Raw genomic sequence first — 19,079 nt, forward strand, 5'->3', positions numbered from 1 at the left:
CATAAAAGCCTGAATGAAATAATGATAAAATTGCAGGAATTTTAAATAAAATTTCATTGTTTTTCTGTGAATATCCGTTTATAATGAAAACAAAGAGTTCCGTAGTCGGAACTGTTCTATGTTTCATCTGAAAACAACATTAAAGGAGGCTGTATTATGGCAACGATTTTAGTTACCGGAGGAGCTGGTTACATTGGAAGCCATACCTGCGTACAACTGTTAGATGCAGGCTATGACGTGGTAGTTGTGGACAATCTCTGCAATTCCTGTAAGGAGTCTTTAAAACGGGTAGAGGAGATTACCGGGAAAAAGTTGACTTTTTATGAGGTAGATCTTCTGGACGAGCCGGCTTTAAACCGGGTATTTGACAATGAGAACGTAGATGCGGTTATTCATTTTGCCGGTCTGAAGGCAGTAGGAGAGTCTGTATACAAGCCTCTGGAATATTATCACAACAACATTACGGGAACTCTGATTCTGTGTGATGTTATGCGCCGTCATGGAGTAAAGAACATTGTATTCAGTTCTTCTGCTACAGTATATGGCGATCCTGCTTTTGTTCCGATTACCGAAGAGTGCCCCAAGGGTGAGATTACCAATCCTTACGGCCGTACCAAGGGAATGCTGGAGCAGGTTCTGACGGATTTACATACCTCTGATCCGGAATGGAATGTGATGTTGCTTCGTTACTTTAACCCCATCGGCGCTCACAAGTCCGGACGGATTGGTGAGGATCCCAAGGGAATTCCCAACAACCTGTTCCCCTATATTACACAGGTGGCAGTGGGCAAGCTGGTATGCCTGGGCGTATTCGGCAATGATTACAACACTCCGGACGGTACCTGTATCCGCGACTATATCCATGTAGTGGATCTGGCAAACGGACATCTGAAAGCACTGGAGAAGCTGAACAAGGAGCATGGCGGTGTATGGATCTACAATCTGGGAACCGGACACGGCTACAGCGTTCTGGATGTAATTCAGGCATTTGAGGAAGTAAATGGCTTAAAGATCAACTATGTATTCAAACCGCGCCGTGAGGGTGATATTCCGCAGTGCTATGCAGATCCGGCAAAGGCTGAGGCTGAACTGGGCTGGAAGGCAGAAAACGGCATTAAGGAAATGTGTGAGGATGCCTGGAGATGGCAGAAGAACAATCCGGACGGATATAACCAGTAAAGGGAAGCTATCCATACGGGGAGAATGATTCACAATAAAACAGAAATAGAATCGTCTGTCTGAGTCAGGTCAGACGAAATGCGATAAAAAAGAGACCATACATTCGAGATTCGGATCGATGGTCTCTTTTTGTGTCTATTTCCCGCTGCTCATCAGGGTTTTCATTACATAAGCGTAGATATCCTGGCTTCGTTCATTCCAGTGACTGCACATGAGTACAGCCTGATCCTTGTCCGGGACGGAAATATCCAGGCCGATCAGAGTTGTGCGACCTTCCCGTACCTCACAGTGTACAACATAGTCCTGGTTCGTGGATTTGTAATAGTCAGCTACAGTTCCGGCCGCCTCCCTCATACGGAAACGGTTTTCTTTCAAATAGCTGTCCATGTCTTCAGTAATGGCCGGCGGAATGTCTTTTTCAAAAAATCCCAGGGTATCCTCGCCCTCCCGGGTAATGACATACCGTGTAGTATTGTGGGTGGATTCAGCCTGAATCAGGCCGGAATCCTGCAGCTCGCTTAAAGCCTGCTGAAGGGTAAAATAGCTGGCGTATTCGTGCTGGAGAAAAAAATCAGTCAGCTGGGCATTGGTGAGAGGAAAGTTCACCTGCTTGAGCATATAGAGATTCATCAGTTTGTAAAGGGTCATGGGTTCCGATAACATGGGCAGTGCCTCTTTCGTCAATTCTACTTTTTTTAATCATACCAATTTAATTCTTTTAAATCAAGTGGAATTGTGATATTATGGTATGGATAACGAGCATTTTTTACAGGTGATACTATGAGAGAAAGAATTAACCGTCTTGCCAGAGGAATTGTGGAGGGAGAAAGCCCGGTTCTGCAGATTGAACCTCAGTCTGTAAAGGATTCAGTTCCGGCCGGAGCGGTGACAAAAAAAGAATTATATATATCAGATGAACAGGGGAGATTTATCAAGGGACTGATTTATTCTTCCAATATGAGAGTGAGACTGTGCGACAGTGCGTTCGGCGGAAGCCGGAACAGGATTTTATATGAGGTAGACGGACGGCACCTTTCCGGTGAAGATGTGATAACGGGTAACTTTTGTCTTGTGACCAATGGCGGGGAGAGAAAAGTACCCTATTCTTTTTCCGTGAATTTGGGAGGAACAGGAAAGACGCTGGACAGTCTGAAAACACCGGCAGACTTTGCCGCTTTGGCAAAGCGGGATTCGGATCTGTCTCTGCGTCTTTTTGAATATCAGGATTTTGTGGAAGCTCCCTTTATGCAGGATCTTCATACAAGAGCCCTTTATGATGGGCTTCGGGGGCGTCTGAATCGTCAGAATCAGTTAGAGGAGTTTCTGGTGGCATTAGGCGCTAAGAAGCCGGTAGCCTTGACTGTTTCCACAGAACCACGTTTTTATGAGAACGTGGAGGAAAACTGTCCGGATCAGCTGGAGGTAAAGGTAGAAACCTGGGGATATGTGCAGTTTGAAGCAGCTGTGGAGGGGGATTTCCTGGAACTTCCTAAAAAGAGCTTCAGCTCCCAGGATTTTCAGAACGGAATCTGCCTGGTTCCTTATCAGATTAATGCCGGACGCCTCCATCAGGGGAAAAATCTGGGGGCAGTCCGGATTATGACTGTGCGTGATACGATAGTTGTTCCGGTGGAGGCTCAGGCGGCAGAGGACAGCCGTGACAGGGAAAGACAGGAGCTTCAGAAAAAGAAGCAGCAGTATCTGCGCCTTCGCCTTCAGTATGAAACAGAGAAACAGCAGGATCTGGTAAGTCAGATGCGCCTGATTCTGGAGGATATCCGAAGAATTCAGGGAGAGGATCTGGAAAATATTCTTCGCCTGGCAGAGCTGTGTATTCTGGAAGGACAGACAGAGAGGGCGGCAGAAATGCTGGAAAGCTGGAAGGATGATCCGGGGCTGCGGGGCAGAGACAACCGGGAGACGCTCTCTTTTTATCAGTATCTGCTGTATCTGGTTCAGAAACGGGAGGAACAGAGAACCTCACTTCTGGAGCGGGTAAGGCAGTGTCTGGAAGAGCAGCCGGATCATGCGGAGCTTTATCTTTTAAGGCTGAGGCTGGAGTCGGAGGAAGGAGCAGGACCTGCAGCGTGTCTGGAGGAAATGCGGACGATGTTCCAGCATGGCTGCCACAGTCCTTTCCTTTATGCAGAGAGTTTTCGGATTTACCGGGACAATCCGGTTCTTCTTGGAAGAATGGGAGAATATGAGGTACAGGTAATGATGTTTGCAGCCAGACAGGATCTGGTAAGCCGGGAACTGGCCGTTTTCATTGCAGAGCCGGCTGCAGCATCAAAGTATTACAGACGCCTCTACTGCCGTCTTTTAAAGCTGCTTTACAAAAAATATGAAGAGAAAGAGCTTTTGGGAGCAGTTTGCAGTATGCTGATCAAGGGAGACTGCAGAGGAGAGGAATATTTTCCCTGGTATCAAAAGGCGTTGGAACAGGGGGTCAGCCTGACCAGGCTATATGAGTATTTCCTGTTTTCCCTTCCCTATGATTATCCTTATCTGCTTCCCAGAGAGGTGCTATTATACTTCTCTTACGAGAAATCCATGGATGACGCCAGCAGAGCCATCCTTTACATGAATATTATCCGATATATGAATCCGGGTTCCTCTCTTTACCGTCAGTATGAGCGGGACATTGAGCAGTTTACTATGGAGCAGCTGTTGGATTCACGGCTGGATCAGAGGCTTTCGGTTCTCTATGAGCATATGCTTTACCGGGAGATGATTGATGAGAAGGTGGCGGAAATTCTGCCTGCTATTTTAAAATCCTATCGGATTCGGATATCCGTTCCAGGAATTCGCTATGTGATTGTCTGCTATGAAGAAATCGAAGGGGAGGACGCTTTCCCTGTTCGGGACGGAATTGCTTATGTGCCTCTTTTTGGCAGAAATCCGGTGATCCTGTTCCAGGACGAGTATGGCAACCGATATGCTAATATTTCCTGCCAGAAGATTCCGGCTATGAGACGAAAGGATGCGGAGGAGCTGGAGGAGCAGTGCTATGATATCGCTCCGTCCCATCCGATGCTTCGCCTGCAGGAGTGCAGCCGGCTGGCAGAGACGGGGATTTCCGGCCCGGAGGATATGATGACGCTGAAGCGTGCACTGTCTGATCTGCGGCTTCATCCTTTGTTCCGCAGAAAAATTCTGATTGAAATGATCGGATGGTACAGAAAACGTCTGGAGTCAGATGAGCCGGATACAGGAGATGACGTGGATTATCTGATGGATCTGGAGCTGGAACGCCTGGAACGGGAGGATCGGGCAGGAGTCTGTGAAACCCTGATTCAGCAGGGGTATATGCGGGAGGCCTTTGAGATTGTAAAAGCCTATGGCTATGAAGAACTGAAAAGCAGCAGGCTGATGAAGCTCTGCAGCAGAATGATTCTGCAGCAGCTTCCGGAAAGCGATCCTCTGCTTTTACAGATAGCTTTCCGCCTGTTTTCAGAGGGCCGGTATGACAGTGTGATTCTGGATTATCTGTGTGAGTATTTTAACGGATCTGCTATGCAGATGTTTAAGGTACTGAGTCAGGGAGAGAGAGAGCATATTGAAACCTATGATCTTCCGGAACGTCTTCTGGCGCAGATGATGTTTACCGGTGAAACGGATCGGATCGACTGGGTATTCTCCTGGTATATGTCAGGAAAGCATACCAGTGACAGTGTGATCAAGGCTTATTTTACCATGAAGTCTGCTGATTATTTTCTGCGGGATAAGGCCACAGGCGACAAGGTGTTTGCATGGCTGGAAAGCGCAGTCAGCAGTGTGGAGGATAAAAGCAGGATTCCCACGATCTATCTGTTAGCTCTGATCCGGTACTATTCGACCTTAAAGGAACTGGATGAACACAGGCAGGAGCTGTGTCGGGCCATGCTGGACATCCTTCTGGAGGAAAAGCGGGTATTCGCCTGTTTTCAGGATCTGGGACGGCTGATGCCTCTTCCGGAGCAGCTGAAAAATCAGGTGATTCTGGAGTTCAGGGGAGGACGGGAGTACCGTCCTGAGCTGGAGGTGCGAATCCTTCCTGAGGAGGAAGAGTTCCAGGCAGATGAGCTGATTAAGGTTTATCCGGGAATCTATGCACGGCAGAAGGTGCTGTTTGAAGGTGAAATTCTGGAATACCGGATATACCAAAGGGACGGTGAAAACCGGAAGATGGTGAAGGAGGGCAGCATAAGCTGTGCTGCAGAGTATTCCAGAGAGGAAGAAAGCCGTTTTGCGGCCTTAAATGAAATGAGTCTGTGCCTTTCTTTGAAGGAAGAAACGGCATTGCAGGAAAAAATGAAGAAGTACGTAACCGACAGCGCCCTGATGGAAGAGCTGTTCGGTCTGATATAAGAAAAAGGGGTTTTTATGGAGGAACTTGTTGTCGGCATTGATTTGTGTGACGGTTATACACAGATCAACTGCGCAGAAGAGGAAAAAACATGGTCATTTCCTACGGTAATCTGCAGGCATAAAACTGAGGATGCCTGGTTTGTGGGAGAGGAGGCCTATGCCCATACCTTAAAAGGGGATGGGATTATTGTGGACAAGCTGGTAAAGCTGGTCTGTAAGGACGGGACAGCTACGCTGGGAAATGTGCGCTATGAGGCAAAAAAGCTGCTGGCACTGTTTCTGGAGCGGATTATGCGCCTTCCAGAAGAAGAATACGGAAAAAAACAGATCGGACAGCTGGTATTTACCGTGAAAAAAATGAATCAGAGGCTGTCAGAGGCTCTTTATGCATGTGGAGAGACGCTGGGAGTTTCAAGAGAACGGATTCACATTATCAGCCATTCGGAAAGCTATATTTATTATATCCTCAGCCAGAGAAAAGAAATCTGGAACGGAACTGTGGGAATGTTTGATCTCTCAGCAGAGGGGCTTCGCTATTATGAAATGAAGGTTCAGAGAGGTCTGAAAAATACTACGGTAATTGCTGAACAGGAACGGATGGATGAGAGCTTTAATCTGGATATTTTAAAAAATGATTCCGGCGCCAAGCTGGCAGACAGGATTCTCTGTTCCTGTGCATCCAGACTGATGCAGAACAAAAATTATTCCTCTGTCTTTCTTATGGGAAAAGGCTTTGAGGACAGAAGCTGGGCAGACGAGTTTATGAAGCTTTTATGTACCAAGCGGAGAGTGTATATGGAGCTGGCCGTGTTCTCCAAGGGAGCGGCTTGCCGCGCCCTTGATCTGACCCGGCAGAAAACAGCATTTCCCTATACGATGATCTGTGACGGCCGGTTAAAATCTACCGTTTCCATGAATGTGATTTACAGAGGTCAGGAGACTTCTGTGGTTCTGGCTGCCGCAGGAGATAACTGGTACGAGCAGGAGGCTGTGGTGGATGTGATTCCGGAGCATCAGGATACGGTGGATCTGGTGGTTACACCCTTAGATGCCAAGCGGCGCAGAGAGGTTTCTATTCGCCTGGAGGGATTTCCAAAACGGCCGGAGCGGACGACAAAGGTTCGTGTGAAAATTTCATTCCTTGACGAGAGGACGATGGATGTGAGAATTCTGGATCAGGGATTTGGAGAAATTTATCCCTCCTCTGATATCCAGATTAGACAAGAGGTTATGTTATGAGTTTATTGCTTTGCAGGCAGGAAAATGTAAAACGTCCCTATTATGTGGAAGCACTTGGGATTCGAATTTATTCCTCGCAGGAGCTTTCTTATGTGATATACCATTATCCCCTTCTGGTGATGGAGGACTTTGTGGGAGAAGGTCTTCTGGAATTTATGAGAGAGGAGCTGAATCAGGGTTTTCTGGCTCTGAAGGTAGAACGGTGGCTGAAAAGCGGAGAAGATTCAGATGAGGCTTTGATTCTGATTCTCCAGGAATGTGATTATTATAGGCCCGGTGAAATCAGTCATTACCGGCAGCAGCTGACGGCTCTTAGGAAAAAGCATCCGGCAGAGTTTAAAAAGCTGCTGGCTGATGAGCTGTTTTCCATGCGTCAGTACGGCAGAGCCCTGAATCTTTACCGGGAGCTTCTGGAGTTTCCAAGGGACGAATATGTAGATGACTTGTTTCTGGGACGGATCTGGAATAACCTGGGTTCCTGCTACGCCCGGATGTTTCAGACAAAAAGGGCCTTTGAGGCGTATAGCTATGCCTATTCCCGTGCCCCTGAGGAGCAGATTTTAAAGCAGATGTACTGGCTGACAAAGCTGGAGCGGGGACTGAAGCTGGGAGAGAGACTTCGTGCTCTGATTACAGAGGAAAAGCTCAGCCAGTGGGATCAGTCTATGGATGAGGCCAGAGAACAGGCAGTACAGTCGGAGGCGGTAAAACAGATGGAGGAAATTTTCGGGCAGGATGAGGAAGTGCGTCGGGAAAAAGAATCAGAGCTTCTTCATAATTGGAAGCAGGAATACAGGGGAATGATTTAAGGGCGGACGCCCGACGCTTCTTGTCTGCTGTAAGCGGGCAAGAAGATACATGGCTGAACTGTTGCCCCGACTGCCCAGGAAGCCGGAGATTTTGCTTGACAAAACGAAGTGAAAAATTTATGATAGAGTCTATATGAAAGGCTGAGAAGAAGAGGAGTACGGCGGATGCTGCTGACAGAGAGAACCGTTCACTGGCTGAAAGGCGGTTTGAGAGGGCACGCGCGGAAGGTAGCTTTGGAGCCGGGAGTCTGAGAAGCAGAAGGCAGGTAGGATTCTCCGTAGAAACCGCGTTAAGGTGATTTAAGTGATAAATAAAGGTGGTACCGCGGAAAATGAAGCTCCGCCCTTTATGCAGAATTCTGCATAGAGGGCTTTTTTGATTTCATAGGAAATTTACAGGAAATGCAGAAAAGCCCTTTTTACAGTCTTGAGAGGAGAACTGTTTTCCTCTGAGATGAAAATCGCTCAGGATTTTGAAGTAAACACAGAAAGAAAGGAAAAGACCATGAAGGAACTGGAAAAAACCTACAATCCCTCGGCGATCGAGGAAAAGCTTTATCAGAAATGGCTGGACAACAAATATTTTCATGCAGATGCAGAGCGGGGAAAACGTGAAGGAAAGAAACCCTTTACGATTGTTATGCCTCCGCCCAATATTACCGGACAGCTTCATATGGGTCACGCTCTGGACAATACCATGCAGGATATTCTGACCCGGTATAAGAGAATGCAGGGCTATGAGGCGCTGTGGCAGCCTGGTACCGACCACGCAGCCATTGCAACTGAGGTAAAGGTCATTGACAAATTAAAAAATGAAGGCATTGACAAGCAGGATCTGGGACGGGAAGGCTTCCTGGAAAAATGCTGGGACTGGAGAAAAGAGTACGGTACCCGGATTATTAATCAGCTGCACAAGCTGGGCTCCTCTGCGGATTGGGACAGAGAGAGATTTACGATGGATGAGGGCTGTTCCGACGCTGTTTTAGAGGTATTCTGCAAGCTGTATGAGAAGGGATACATTTATAAGGGTTCCCGGATTATTAACTGGTGTCCCGTGTGCCAGACTTCTATTTCTGATGCAGAGGTTGAGCATCAGGAGCAGGACGGCTTTTTCTGGCATATTAATTATCCCATTGCAGGAGAGGAGGGACGTTTTGTAGAGATTGCTACCACCCGTCCAGAGACTCTGCTGGGAGACACGGCTGTTGCTGTAAATCCGGAGGATGAGCGTTACCAGGATCTGGTTGGAAAAATGTTAAAGCTGCCGCTGACAGATCGTCAGATTCCGGTTGTTGCAGATGCTTATGTAGATAAGGAGTTTGGAACCGGATGTGTAAAGATTACTCCGGCGCATGACCCCAATGACTTTGAGGTGGGACGCCGCCACAATCTTCCGGAGATCTGCATTATGAATGATGATGCAACTATTCGCTGTCCGGGCAGTAAGTATGACGGAATGGATCGGTATGAGGCCAGAAAAGCCATGGTGGAGGATTTAAAGGAGCAGGGCCTGTTAGTTAAGGTAGTTCCTCATTCTCACAACGTGGGAACTCATGATCGCTGTAAGACCACAGTTGAGCCTATGGTGAAGCAGCAGTGGTTTGTACGGATGGAGGAGATGGCAAAGCCGGCGATTGCGGCATTAAAGAGCGGTGAGCTGAAGTTTGTTCCGGAAAGCTTTGGGAAAACGTATCTTCACTGGCTGGAGGGAATCCGCGACTGGTGTATTTCCCGTCAGCTGTGGTGGGGACACCGGATTCCGGCTTATTACTGTCAGGAATGCGGCGAAATTGTAGTAGCCAAGTCCATGCCGGAAAAATGTCCGAAATGCGGCTGCACACATTTTAAACAGGATGAGGATACTCTGGATACCTGGTTCTCCTCTGCTTTGTGGCCTTTTTCTACTCTGGGATGGCCGGAAAAAACGCAGGAGCTGGAATACTTCTATCCCACAGATGTACTGGTAACCGGTTATGATATTATTTTCTTCTGGGTTATCCGTATGGTATTCTCTGGAATTGAGCAGACAGGAAAATGTCCGTTCCACACCGTTCTGATTCACGGACTGGTGCGTGACAGCCAGGGACGGAAGATGAGCAAATCTCTGGGCAACGGTATTGATCCTCTGGAGGTAATTGATAAATACGGCGCAGATGCTCTTCGTATGACACTGATTACGGGAAATGCACCTGGCAATGATATGCGGTTCTACTGGGAGAGAGTTGAGAACAGCCGGAACTTTGCAAATAAGGTATGGAATGCTTCCCGTTTCATTATGATGAATATGGAGAAGGCAGATCCGGAGAAAATGAAGGCCTATGATCTGGCATGGGGCGCAGACGGAAGCAAGGATGCAGCTCCCTTAACCATGGCTGACAAGTGGATTCTTTCCAAGGTGAATACTCTGGCTAAGGATGTAACAGAAAATCTGGACAAGTATGAGCTGGGAATTGCCCTTCAAAAGGTTTATGACTTTATCTGGGAGGAATTCTGCGACTGGTACATTGAGATGGTGAAGCCCCGCCTGTGGAATGATGAGGATGAGACTCATACAGCAGCCGTATGGACCTTAAAGACTGTGCTGATTCGTTCTCTGAAGCTTCTGCATCCCTATATGCCGTTTATTACAGAGGAGATTTTCTGTAACCTGCAGGAAGAGGAACCATCTATTATGATTTCTGCATGGCCGGAATATCAGGAAGCATGGAACTTTGCTTCTGAGGAAAATGCAGTAGAAACTATAAAGGAGGCAGTTCGTGCTATCCGAAACGTACGTACCTCTATGAATGTTCCGCCCAGCAAAAAGGCCAAGGTATATGTAGTTTCTGAGAATGATCAGCTGCTTGATATTTTTGAAAATAGCCGGGTGTTCTTTGCAACTCTGGGATACGCCAGCGAGGTAATTCTCCAGAAGGATAAAAATGGTATCGGAGAAGATGCAGTATCTGCAGTGATTCCGCAGGCAGCTATTTATATGCCTTTCGCAGAGCTGGTGGATGTAGCGAAAGAGCTGGAGCGTCTGACCAAGGAAAAAGAGCGTCTGGTGAAGGAGCTGGCCCGTGTAAATGGTATGCTGAACAATGAAAAATTTGTAAGCAAGGCTCCGGAGGCAAAGATCAATGAGGAAAAGGCAAAGCTTGAGAAGTACACACAGATGATGAGTCAGGTGGAAGAACGGCTGTCTCAGCTTCAGTCATAAACCGGGACAGGTTTGCATAAAATAAAATGATGGAAATACATGCGCGGGAATATCTTCTCGATATTCCCTTTTGGACAAAAAAGAAAAATACACTGGAACAGGTAAGGGCATTTCTGGAGGAGCTGGGAAATCCGGATGAGGAGCTGCAGATCATTCATGTAGCAGGAACGAACGGAAAAGGCTCTGTGTGCGCTGATTTGACATCTGTTTTAAGAGAGGCAGGGTACCATGTAGGTACCTTTGTCTCTCCTCACCTGGTGGACATAAGGGAGCGTTTTTTGCTGGACGGAATACCGGTGTCAGAGGAGGTTTTTGAACGAAGCTTTCAGAAGGTACTTTCTGCTGTTCAGATGATGACCAGCCGGGGATACTGTCATCCGACTTTTTTTGAATTTGTGTTTCTGATGGCTATGGTTATTTTTCAGGAACAGAAGCCGGATTACGTGATTCTGGAAACGGGACTGGGCGGACGACTGGATACTACGAATGTAATTCGCCGCCCCCTGGGCTGCGTCATTACCTCAATCAGTCTGGAGCATACCCAGTACCTGGGCGATTCCATTGAAAAAATTGCATCAGAGAAGGCAGGAATCATTAAAAAAGGAATTCCTGTGGTCTATGATGCCAATCAGCCGGAGGCTTCTGCGGTAATCTGTAAACGGGCAGAGGAGATGGCTTCTAAGGCTTATGGATTGGACAGGGAGGATTCCTACGGACAGGTGGATTTTGCCGCGCCCTACCAGGCTATGAATGCAGCTCTGGCAGTGAAGCTTCTTCAGGTTCTGGAAATCCCGGGGGTGGATGATCAGGTCATCCAGAGAGGCCTCTCCTCTGTCTGCTGGAAGGGCAGAATGCAGAAGATAGGACCGGGAATCTGGCTGGATGGAGCTCACAATCCAGGGGGGATTCAGGCGTTTATTGAGGCAGTAAGGAAGATTTCCGGAACAGACACCACGGGACAGGGCGGTCTGCAGCTTCTGTTTGCAGCAGTTTCGGACAAGGATTACGGACAGATGATTGAAATGCTGTGCAGAGGGCTTCCCATCGACCGGGTAACTGTGGTACACTTAAACAGTGACCGGGGGCTTGAACCAGCTATTCTTAAAGAATTATTTTATAAGAACGGCTGCAGTCAGGTAGAGACGTATGAGAACGTCCGTGAGGCGCTGGATGCGGCTTTGCGGCACAAAGGAGAGCAGGACAGGCTGTTTGCCGTTGGTTCCCTCTATTTGATTGGGGAGATTGAGGCAGCGCTTTCCTGCAGAAACTCATAAGGAGGAAGATGCGATGCTGGATTTTGAAGAAGAGATTACCCGTTTTAAGCCAAGCATGGAGGTCGGAGAGGTTGAGGAAGCCATTGTCCGGGAGGATCTGACGGATATGACGGATTTAATGGTGGAATTTTTGAAAAACGGCACGGAGCAGAGCGGAAAAGAATGAACAGAGAATGGAAAAACCGCCGGATAGCCAATGCCTACTACAACCAGGGGTTGGCTCTGGCACGGCAGAGAGATCTGACTGGCGCGGCAGCCGCCCTGAAAAAAAGCCTTAGATTTGATAAATTTCAGACCGATGCCCGCAATCTTCTGGGACTGATTTATCTGGAGATTGGAGAAGCCGGCTCAGCCCTGTGCCAGTGGGTTATCAGTCTGAATTTGCAGGAGCAGGATAATCTGGCAGAAGAATATCTGCAGCGGGTTCAGGGATCCGGAGGCTATCTGGAAACAGCAGATCAGGCGGCAAAAAAGTACAACCAGGCGTTAGTATATGCGCAGAATGAAAATGAGGATCTGGCAGTTCTGCTTCTGATGCGGATGCTGGATGATTTTCCCAATTATGTAAAGGCTCAGGAGCTTCTTGCTCTGTTATATATCCGCCATGAGGACTATATTAAGGCAGGGCGATGTCTGTATCAGGTTCTGAAGGTGGATTGCTACAATCCTACGGCTCAGAGATATATGGCAGTTGCCAAGCATAATACGGGTAAGGCTGAGGTAGAAAAGCGAAAGCTGAAAAATGCATTTTCCCACAGGCAGATGCAGGACGATGATATTATTATCCCGCCCAGTTATAAGGAAAATACAGGATGGCAGTCTGTGATGAACATTCTTGTGGGACTGATTCTGGGTGTGGCAGTGGTGTATTTCCTGATTATGCCGGCAAAGCAGGAGGCAATGAATGCCTTGCATAACAAGGAGCAGCTGGCAAATCTGGAGCAAATCAATCAAAAAAGCCTGGAAATCGATTCGCTGATGCAGCAGCTTGAGGACGCAAAGAAGGCTCAGGAAGCTGCAGAGGGCAGCCTGGAGGCGATGGAGGCAGACAGCGGAGGCGTGATCAGCCAGTATCAGAATATGGTGAAGCTTTTGGAGGCTTATCGGGCAGAGGATGCAAAAACCGCAGCTGTGCTTTATACCAGTATGGATATGAGTGTTCTGACAGATGGGGTTTTGAACCAGACCGTGGCCTGGATTCAGCAGGATATGAGTGAAAATGGCTGGAAGACGCTTCTTTCTATGGGAGATGAGGCCATGAGCCAGGAGTCCGGTGCCGGAGCTTCCCAGGCAATTGATTATTATAACAGAAGCCTGCAGATACATCCCGGCAATGCAGAAGTTATTTACAAGCTGGGACTGGCCTATGAGGCGGCTGGAGATAAGGACAAGGCTAATGAATATTTCGGAGAAATTATTATGAATTATCCGGACAGCGAGTTTATGGAGGATTCCAAAGTGCGCAGAGGATATTAAGATTATCCGGAAGTACAGAAGAAGGAAAAATAAAAAGACACGACAGAAAAAAGAAAATGATTCTGTCGTGTCTTTTTTTGCTGTTCTGTCATAGGACTATTCTTTTTATGGCAGAGAAAGCTTTGCGAGGGTGGGCCTTGGCACATTCTTTTTCATTTTGCAGGAATGTTTCAAAAATCAAAAAGGAGGATTTTATGATGGCAGCAGGGCAGACATTCACTTACGAGACAAGGGGACAGATTCTGATTATTCATCTTCCCAGGGAGTTAGATCACCACAACTGCAGGAATCTGAAATATGAGACGGATCTTCTTTTTTCAGAAAACTATATCAGCAAGGTGGTATTTGATTTTTCCAGAACGGAGTTTATGGATTCTTCGGGAATCGGAATTTTGCTAAACAGGTATAAACAGATGGCAGGCAGCGGAGGAAAGGTAACTCTGTATGGAGTGAATGCTCAGATAGGACGGATTCTGGCAATTGGGGGAATCCACCGTCTGATGGAGAATTTTGATTCAAAAGAAGAGGCAATTGCCGGATAAAAAGGGAGGATACGAATATGGAACGCTTTCGAATGGAACTGGAAAGCCTGTCACAGAATGAAGAATTTGCAAGAGTGGTTGTGGCTGTTTTTATGAGTCGGCTGAATCCTACTCTCGAAGAGGTTGACGATGTCAAAACGGCTGTTTCTGAGGCGGTAACCAATGCAGTGATTCACGGTTACAAAGGAGGGGAGGGAATAATTCTCCTGGAGGCAGAAATTGACGGACAGGAGCTCACAGTAAGAGTTCGTGACAGAGGAATGGGAATTGCAGATGTAGAAAAGGCGCGGGAACCCATGTATACCACGGATCAGACAGGAGAACGCTCCGGAATGGGATTTTCTTTTATGGAGGCATTTATGGATCATGTTTTTGTGGAGTCAGAGGTGGGAACCGGAACGCTGGTAGTAATGAAAAAGAAAATCGGCAGGTGAGGCCATGGAAGAATTGACAAATTTAATCAGAAAGGCCCATGAGGGTGATCAGCAGGCCAGAGATAAGCTGGTTCTTGATAATGTGGGACTTGTCTGGAGTACGGTTCGCCATTTTGGAAACCGCGGCTGCGATCCAGAGGATCTGTTTCAGATTGGATGTATTGGGCTGCTGAAGGCAATAGATAAATTTAATCTGGAATTTGATGTAAAATTTTCTACCTACGCAGTGCCTATGATTACAGGTGAAATCAAGCGTTTTCTGAGAGATGATGGAATGCTGAAGGTGAGCCGGTCTGTAAAAGAGCTGGGAAATCGTGTGCGGGCTGTTCGGGAAGCCATGACTCTGGAACTGGGGCGGGAGCCGGGGCTGGAGGAAATTTCTTCACGTATGGGAGTCAGCAGGGAGGAAATCGCCGCATCCTTAGAGGCAGGAGCAGAGGTGGAGTCTCTTTACAAAACCATTGGAAACGGAGATGATCCCAATCTCTGTCTGATGGATCGGATCCGGGATGAGAGGGAGGAGCAGGAGCAGATGATGAATCAGCTGGTGCTCTGCCAGCTTTTAAAAAGACTGGATGAAAAGGAAAGGGATATTATTGTCAGAAGGTATTTTGATAATCAGACACAAAGCAGGATTGCTGTGGATCTGAAGATTTCCCAGGTTCAGGTTTCCAGACTGGAAAAAAAGATTCTTCGCCAGCTTCGGGAATATCTCACCTTAGAATGAGCCATACTAAGCGCAGAAGCCGGATATACCAGGCTGGAAAAGGATGTGAGAGATGATGGAATTCTGGAAATCAAAGAAAACAGCAGCGGCAGTATTGTGCCTGATTCTCCTGGCGGCAGTGCTGTGGATGGTTTTTTGGGAAAAACCCGAACCGGAACCGGAGGGAACTCTGGTAAAGCTGGAGATTTTGGAGGATAAGCTATGAGCGCCTCAAATACGGTATATTTGAATCTGCGGGAAATGACTCAGGTGCACCGAAAGGATGTTTATGTAAAGGATGTAGGCAGTGTGTACTGCAGCAACCCGGTGATTCAGAGCAAATGCCGGGCGATGAAAATCAAATCCATTCGGGAGGACGGCCAGCATTGTTATATCGAAAGCGCACTGGATGTGATTGCTGGTCTGGAACAGCTGGATCCTTCCATTCAGGTTAATAATGTGGGGAAGGTGGAGTATATTATTGACTACCATCCGCCGAAAAAACCAATTCCTGGATGGCAGTGGGCGAAAACGGTTTTTGTCTGCATAATCGGTTTTTGTGGGGCAGCCTTTGCGATTATGACCTTTAATAATGATGTCAATGTGACGGATGTGTTTCAAAAAGTATACCGTTTGATAACAGGAGAGAAGCCTCAGGGCTTTACGATTCTGGAGCTGTCCTATTCGGTAGGGCTTGCCGGAGGAATTCTTCTGTTTTTCAATCACTTTGCAGGCTGGAAGCTGAATACAGATCCTACACCTCTGGAAGTGGAAATGCGGCTTTATGAAGAAAATATAGGAAAAACCCTGATTCAGAATGACAGCAGAAAGGAGCAGGAAGTCGATGTTTCGTAATCTGCCTCTGGCAGTCCGCCAGGTGATTCTGGCATTTGCAGGACTGAGCGCAGGAGGGGTAATTGCAGCCGGAATATTTGCATTTCTGGTAATGATTGGAATATTCCCCCGTCTGATTGGAAAAACGAAAACCCGAAAGCATATTCTCCTTTTTGATACTATGATTATTTTAGGAGGAATTCTGGGGAATGCGGTGGATCTCTATGAAATCCCTGTTCTTATGGGAGGAAAACTGTTTTTGGGAGTTTTTGGATTTTCCGTAGGCGTCTTTGTGGGATGTCTTGTCATGTCTCTGGCAGAAACTCTGAAAACGGTTCCGGTGATTGTCCGGAGGATTCACCTGGCTGTGGGCTTTCCCTATCTGATTCTGTCAATTGCCGCTGGAAAGCTGGCAGGCGCGCTCATCTATTTTCTGTCATAGAAAAGCAGAAGCAGAAAATTGGGAAAACAGAAGAAAACAGGAGAAAAGGAGGAACACGATGGAATTAAAGAAAAAAGAGTACGGGGAATATGTGGAGAAGATTACACCGAAGAATTCCCTTCCGGCAGATATGGCCAGGGCCTTTCTGACAGGCGGAGCCATCTGCAGTCTGGGGCAGGCTATGATAATGGGCCTGATGTCACTGGGAGGACTGGAAAAGGAAACGGCTCAGACGTGGACTCAGCTGGCGCTGATTTTTCTCAGCATTCTTCTGACAGGTCTGAATCTGTATCCCAAGGCGGCAAAATGGGGCGGTGCAGGGGCCCTGGTACCGATTACAGGCTTTGCCAATTCTGTTGTGGCTCCAGCCATAGAATACAGGGCAGAAGGCCATGTATTTGGTATTGGCTGCAAGATTTTTACCATTGCAGGGCCGGTGATTTTGTATGGGATATTTGCCAGCTGGATCCTGGGGCTGATTGCCTGGATCGGGGCCTTGTAAGGAGGGAAGCACATGCAGAAGGGAAAAGCTAGTTTATTATTTGAAAATCCGGTATATGTGGCAGGAATGGCCTCGGTGGCCGGGAAAAAAGAAGGAGAAGGACCCCTGGGAAAGCAGATCGATGTTGTGGAAGCAGATCCCATGTTTGGAGCAGATAACTGGGAAAAGGCAGAAAGCGCCATGCAGAAGCAGGCGGCGGATTTGGCTCTGGAAAAAGGCGGTATCCACAGAGGAGATGTCCGGTATCTGTTTGCTGGAGATCTGCTGGGGCAGCTGATTGCTACCTCATTTGGAAGCGTTGATTTGGAGATTCCCCTGTTTGGTCTGTACGGAGCCTGCTCTACTATGGGGGAGGCTTTGAGTCTGGGCGCAATGTGCGTAGCTGGAGGACACGGGGATCAGGTGCTGGCTCTGGCTTCCAGCCATTATGCTACGGCGGAAAAACAGTTCCGGTTTCCTCTGTCCTACGGAAATCAAAGGCCTCAGAGTGCGACCTGGACAGTAACCGGATGTGGAGCGGTTGTTTTGTCAAAGCATCCAGGACAGATCCTGGAAAGAAAAACAGCAGAGGCTGATGGGAAAACAACCAGACAGCGCCAGGTGCGGATTGCAGGAATTACAACAGGAAAGCCGGTAGATCTGGGGATCCGAGATTCGATGAATATGGGAGCGGCCATGGCGCCTGCGGCCTGGGATACGATTATGCAGAATTTTCGGGATCTGGAGGTAGAGGAAGGCTGGTATGACCGGATTATTACTGGTGATCTGGGAAATGTAGGGCAGAAGGTGCTTTTGGATCTGATGAAGCAGGAGGGACATGATCTGTCAGGAATTTCTATGGACTGCGGCCTGGAAATCTATGACTGCCAGAGCCAGGATACGCATTCGGGAGGAAGCGGCTGCGGCTGTTCTGCAGTGACTCTGTGTGCTCATATACTTCCGATGCTGTTTTCTGGAAGCTGGAAGAGGGTTCTTTTTGTTCCTACAGGGGCGCTGCTTTCTACGGTCAGCTACAACGAAGGACAGAGTATTCCGGGCATTGCCCATGGGGTGATACTGGAAAGCTGTGATTTGGAAAATGATGATGAGAATATGGTCAGAAAATCGAAGGATTAAAGAGAGGAGGGCGAAGGGATGACAGATATCATTAAGGCATTTCTGACAGGTGGGCTGATCTGCAGTCTGGTACAGATTTTGCTGGATCGGACGAAGCTGATGCCTGGCCGGGTGATGGTTATGCTTGTAGTGTCGGGCGGAATATTGGGCTGGCTGGGACTTTATGAGCCTTTTGCGGAATGGGCCGGAGCCGGGGCATCAGTTCCTCTTCTTGGTTTTGGAAATACGCTGTGGAAGGGTGTGGCAGAAAGTATGGCAGAGGACGGCTTTCTGGGAATTTTCCGCGGAGGTCTGACTGCAGCCTCTGCAGGGATCACCGGCGCTCTGGTATTTGGATATTTGGGAGCTCTTGTTTTTAAACCCAAAATGAAATAAAGAAAACAGAAAAAGAAACAATCAAAAGGCTGTGTGGATTTTTCACAGCCTTTTGTGCTATAATCCAGAAGAAGATTTCAAAAGAGAGGCAGGAAGAACCATTGACAGAACGAACAATTTGCGGAGTTTCCGTCAGGAGAGCGATTTTTTTTATTTTGACAGTGGGTTGGATGATTCTGATATTTCTTTTTTCAGCCCGTCCCGCAGAGCTCTCCTCTCAGGACAGCAGTCGGATGGGCCATCTGGTTGGAAAAATTCTGGTTTCTGATTATGAAGCGTGGCCGAAGGCGGAGCAGGAACGATATGCAGAGGGGATTGACCATGCTGTGCGAAAAACAGCTCATTTTGCAGAATATGCCATTCTTGGTTTTTTGCTGACAGGAGCAGCTTCTCTTGGAAACGGATGGAAATCCTTTTTGCAGCCCGGACTTACGGGCGCTTTGTATGCGGCATCGGATGAATTTCACCAGCTGTTTGTTCCCGGACGAAGCGGGCAGATATCGGATGTTCTGCTGGATAGCGCAGGAGTGTGCTTCGGAGTGCTTCTGGGAATGCTGTTTTGGAGACTGGTTGGGGAAGTCGGCTCTTAAAAGCTCCGTGAT

At 47.7% G+C, this 19,079-nt stretch carries 19 protein-coding genes and 1 other annotated feature; of the genes, 18 read left to right on the top strand and 1 reads right to left on the bottom strand.

What is annotated here, in order from left to right; genetic code table 11:
* Positions 1-156: 156 nt before the first annotated feature.
* Positions 157-1,179 (top strand): UDP-glucose 4-epimerase GalE, encoded by a 1,023-nt coding sequence (galE, locus tag ACESON_RS07090; RefSeq protein WP_177959210.1) that lies wholly within the window; start codon positions 157-159, stop codon positions 1,177-1,179.
* A 135-nt stretch (positions 1,180-1,314) separates the two neighbouring features.
* Here the strand turns inward: galE and ACESON_RS07095 are convergent, their stop codons facing one another.
* Positions 1,315-1,842: a DUF4364 family protein gene (locus ACESON_RS07095; RefSeq protein WP_177959211.1), complete on the bottom strand. Its 528-nt coding sequence runs from the start codon at positions 1,840-1,842 to the stop codon at positions 1,315-1,317.
* 117 nt (positions 1,843-1,959) lie between these two features.
* On the opposite strand from ACESON_RS07095, the gene ACESON_RS07100 reads away from it, so the two are divergent.
* From ACESON_RS07100 to ACESON_RS07180, 17 genes are all read left to right on the top strand, one after another.
* Complete coding sequence (locus tag ACESON_RS07100; protein WP_373109041.1) at positions 1,960-5,529, top strand: DUF5717 family protein; 3,570 nt, start codon at positions 1,960-1,962, stop codon at positions 5,527-5,529.
* A gap of 15 nt (positions 5,530-5,544) precedes the next feature.
* Entirely contained in the window at positions 5,545-6,768 is a 1,224-nt protein-coding gene (locus tag ACESON_RS07105) for a DUF5716 family protein (RefSeq protein WP_177959289.1), read from the top strand.
* Positions 6,765-7,577 carry a hypothetical protein gene (locus tag ACESON_RS07110; protein ID WP_373109042.1) on the top strand — a complete coding sequence of 271 codons (813 nt, stop codon included), beginning with the start codon at positions 6,765-6,767 and terminating at the stop codon, positions 7,575-7,577. The genes ACESON_RS07105 and ACESON_RS07110 overlap by 4 nt, the downstream gene beginning before the upstream one ends.
* 134 nt (positions 7,578-7,711) lie before the next feature.
* Positions 7,712-7,928 (top strand) — a binding site (T-box leader).
* 154 nt (positions 7,929-8,082) lie between these two features.
* Positions 8,083-10,776 carry a valine--tRNA ligase gene (locus ACESON_RS07115; protein WP_177959291.1) on the top strand — a complete coding sequence of 898 codons (2,694 nt, stop codon included), beginning with the start codon at positions 8,083-8,085 and terminating at the stop codon, positions 10,774-10,776.
* A gap of 26 nt (positions 10,777-10,802) precedes the next feature.
* Positions 10,803-12,050, top strand: coding sequence for a folylpolyglutamate synthase/dihydrofolate synthase family protein (locus tag ACESON_RS07120; RefSeq protein WP_373109043.1), 1,248 nt, complete (start codon positions 10,803-10,805; stop codon positions 12,048-12,050).
* A 13-nt stretch (positions 12,051-12,063) separates the two neighbouring features.
* Entirely contained in the window at positions 12,064-12,216 is a 153-nt protein-coding gene (locus ACESON_RS07125; RefSeq protein WP_177959293.1) for a hypothetical protein, read from the top strand.
* Positions 12,213-13,526: a tetratricopeptide repeat protein gene (locus tag ACESON_RS07130; RefSeq protein ID WP_177959294.1), complete on the top strand. Its 1,314-nt coding sequence runs from the start codon at positions 12,213-12,215 to the stop codon at positions 13,524-13,526. Before ACESON_RS07125 ends, ACESON_RS07130 begins: the two co-directional genes overlap by 4 nt.
* Before the next feature lie 194 nt (positions 13,527-13,720).
* A complete protein-coding gene (locus ACESON_RS07135) occupies positions 13,721-14,068 on the top strand; it encodes an anti-sigma factor antagonist (protein WP_373109044.1) in 348 nt (115 codons plus the stop codon).
* A 17-nt stretch (positions 14,069-14,085) separates the two neighbouring features.
* Positions 14,086-14,502, top strand: a complete 417-nt coding sequence (gene spoIIAB, locus ACESON_RS07140; protein WP_177959295.1) for an anti-sigma F factor — start codon at positions 14,086-14,088, stop codon at positions 14,500-14,502.
* A gap of 4 nt (positions 14,503-14,506) precedes the next feature.
* Positions 14,507-15,229, top strand: a complete 723-nt coding sequence (locus tag ACESON_RS07145; protein WP_177959296.1) for a SigF/SigG family RNA polymerase sporulation sigma factor — start codon at positions 14,507-14,509, stop codon at positions 15,227-15,229.
* Positions 15,230-15,281: 52 nt separating this feature from the next.
* A complete protein-coding gene (locus ACESON_RS07150) occupies positions 15,282-15,434 on the top strand; it encodes a hypothetical protein (RefSeq protein ID WP_177959297.1) in 153 nt (50 codons plus the stop codon).
* Positions 15,431-16,063 (top strand): stage V sporulation protein AA, encoded by a 633-nt coding sequence (locus tag ACESON_RS07155; protein ID WP_177959298.1) that lies wholly within the window; start codon positions 15,431-15,433, stop codon positions 16,061-16,063. Before ACESON_RS07150 ends, ACESON_RS07155 begins: the two co-directional genes overlap by 4 nt.
* Complete coding sequence (locus ACESON_RS07160; protein WP_177959299.1) at positions 16,053-16,484, top strand: stage V sporulation protein AB; 432 nt, start codon at positions 16,053-16,055, stop codon at positions 16,482-16,484. Before ACESON_RS07155 ends, ACESON_RS07160 begins: the two co-directional genes overlap by 11 nt.
* Positions 16,485-16,542: 58 nt before the next feature.
* Positions 16,543-16,986, top strand: coding sequence for a SpoVA/SpoVAEb family sporulation membrane protein (locus ACESON_RS07165; RefSeq protein ID WP_177959300.1), 444 nt, complete (start codon positions 16,543-16,545; stop codon positions 16,984-16,986).
* A 12-nt stretch (positions 16,987-16,998) separates the two neighbouring features.
* Positions 16,999-18,102: a stage V sporulation protein AD gene (locus ACESON_RS07170; RefSeq protein ID WP_177959301.1), complete on the top strand. Its 1,104-nt coding sequence runs from the start codon at positions 16,999-17,001 to the stop codon at positions 18,100-18,102.
* Between the two features lie 18 nt (positions 18,103-18,120).
* The gene (locus ACESON_RS07175; protein ID WP_177959302.1) at positions 18,121-18,477 is read left to right on the top strand and encodes a SpoVA/SpoVAEb family sporulation membrane protein; all 357 of its coding nucleotides are present in this window, start codon (positions 18,121-18,123) and stop codon (positions 18,475-18,477) included.
* A gap of 101 nt (positions 18,478-18,578) precedes the next feature.
* Positions 18,579-19,067 (top strand): VanZ family protein, encoded by a 489-nt coding sequence (locus ACESON_RS07180; protein WP_373109046.1) that lies wholly within the window; start codon positions 18,579-18,581, stop codon positions 19,065-19,067.
* The last annotated feature ends 12 nt before the right edge of the window (positions 19,068-19,079 follow it).

This window comes from Lachnoclostridium sp. Marseille-P6806, assembly GCF_964238185.1.
GTDB lineage: Bacteria > Bacillota > Clostridia > Lachnospirales > Lachnospiraceae > Brotaphodocola.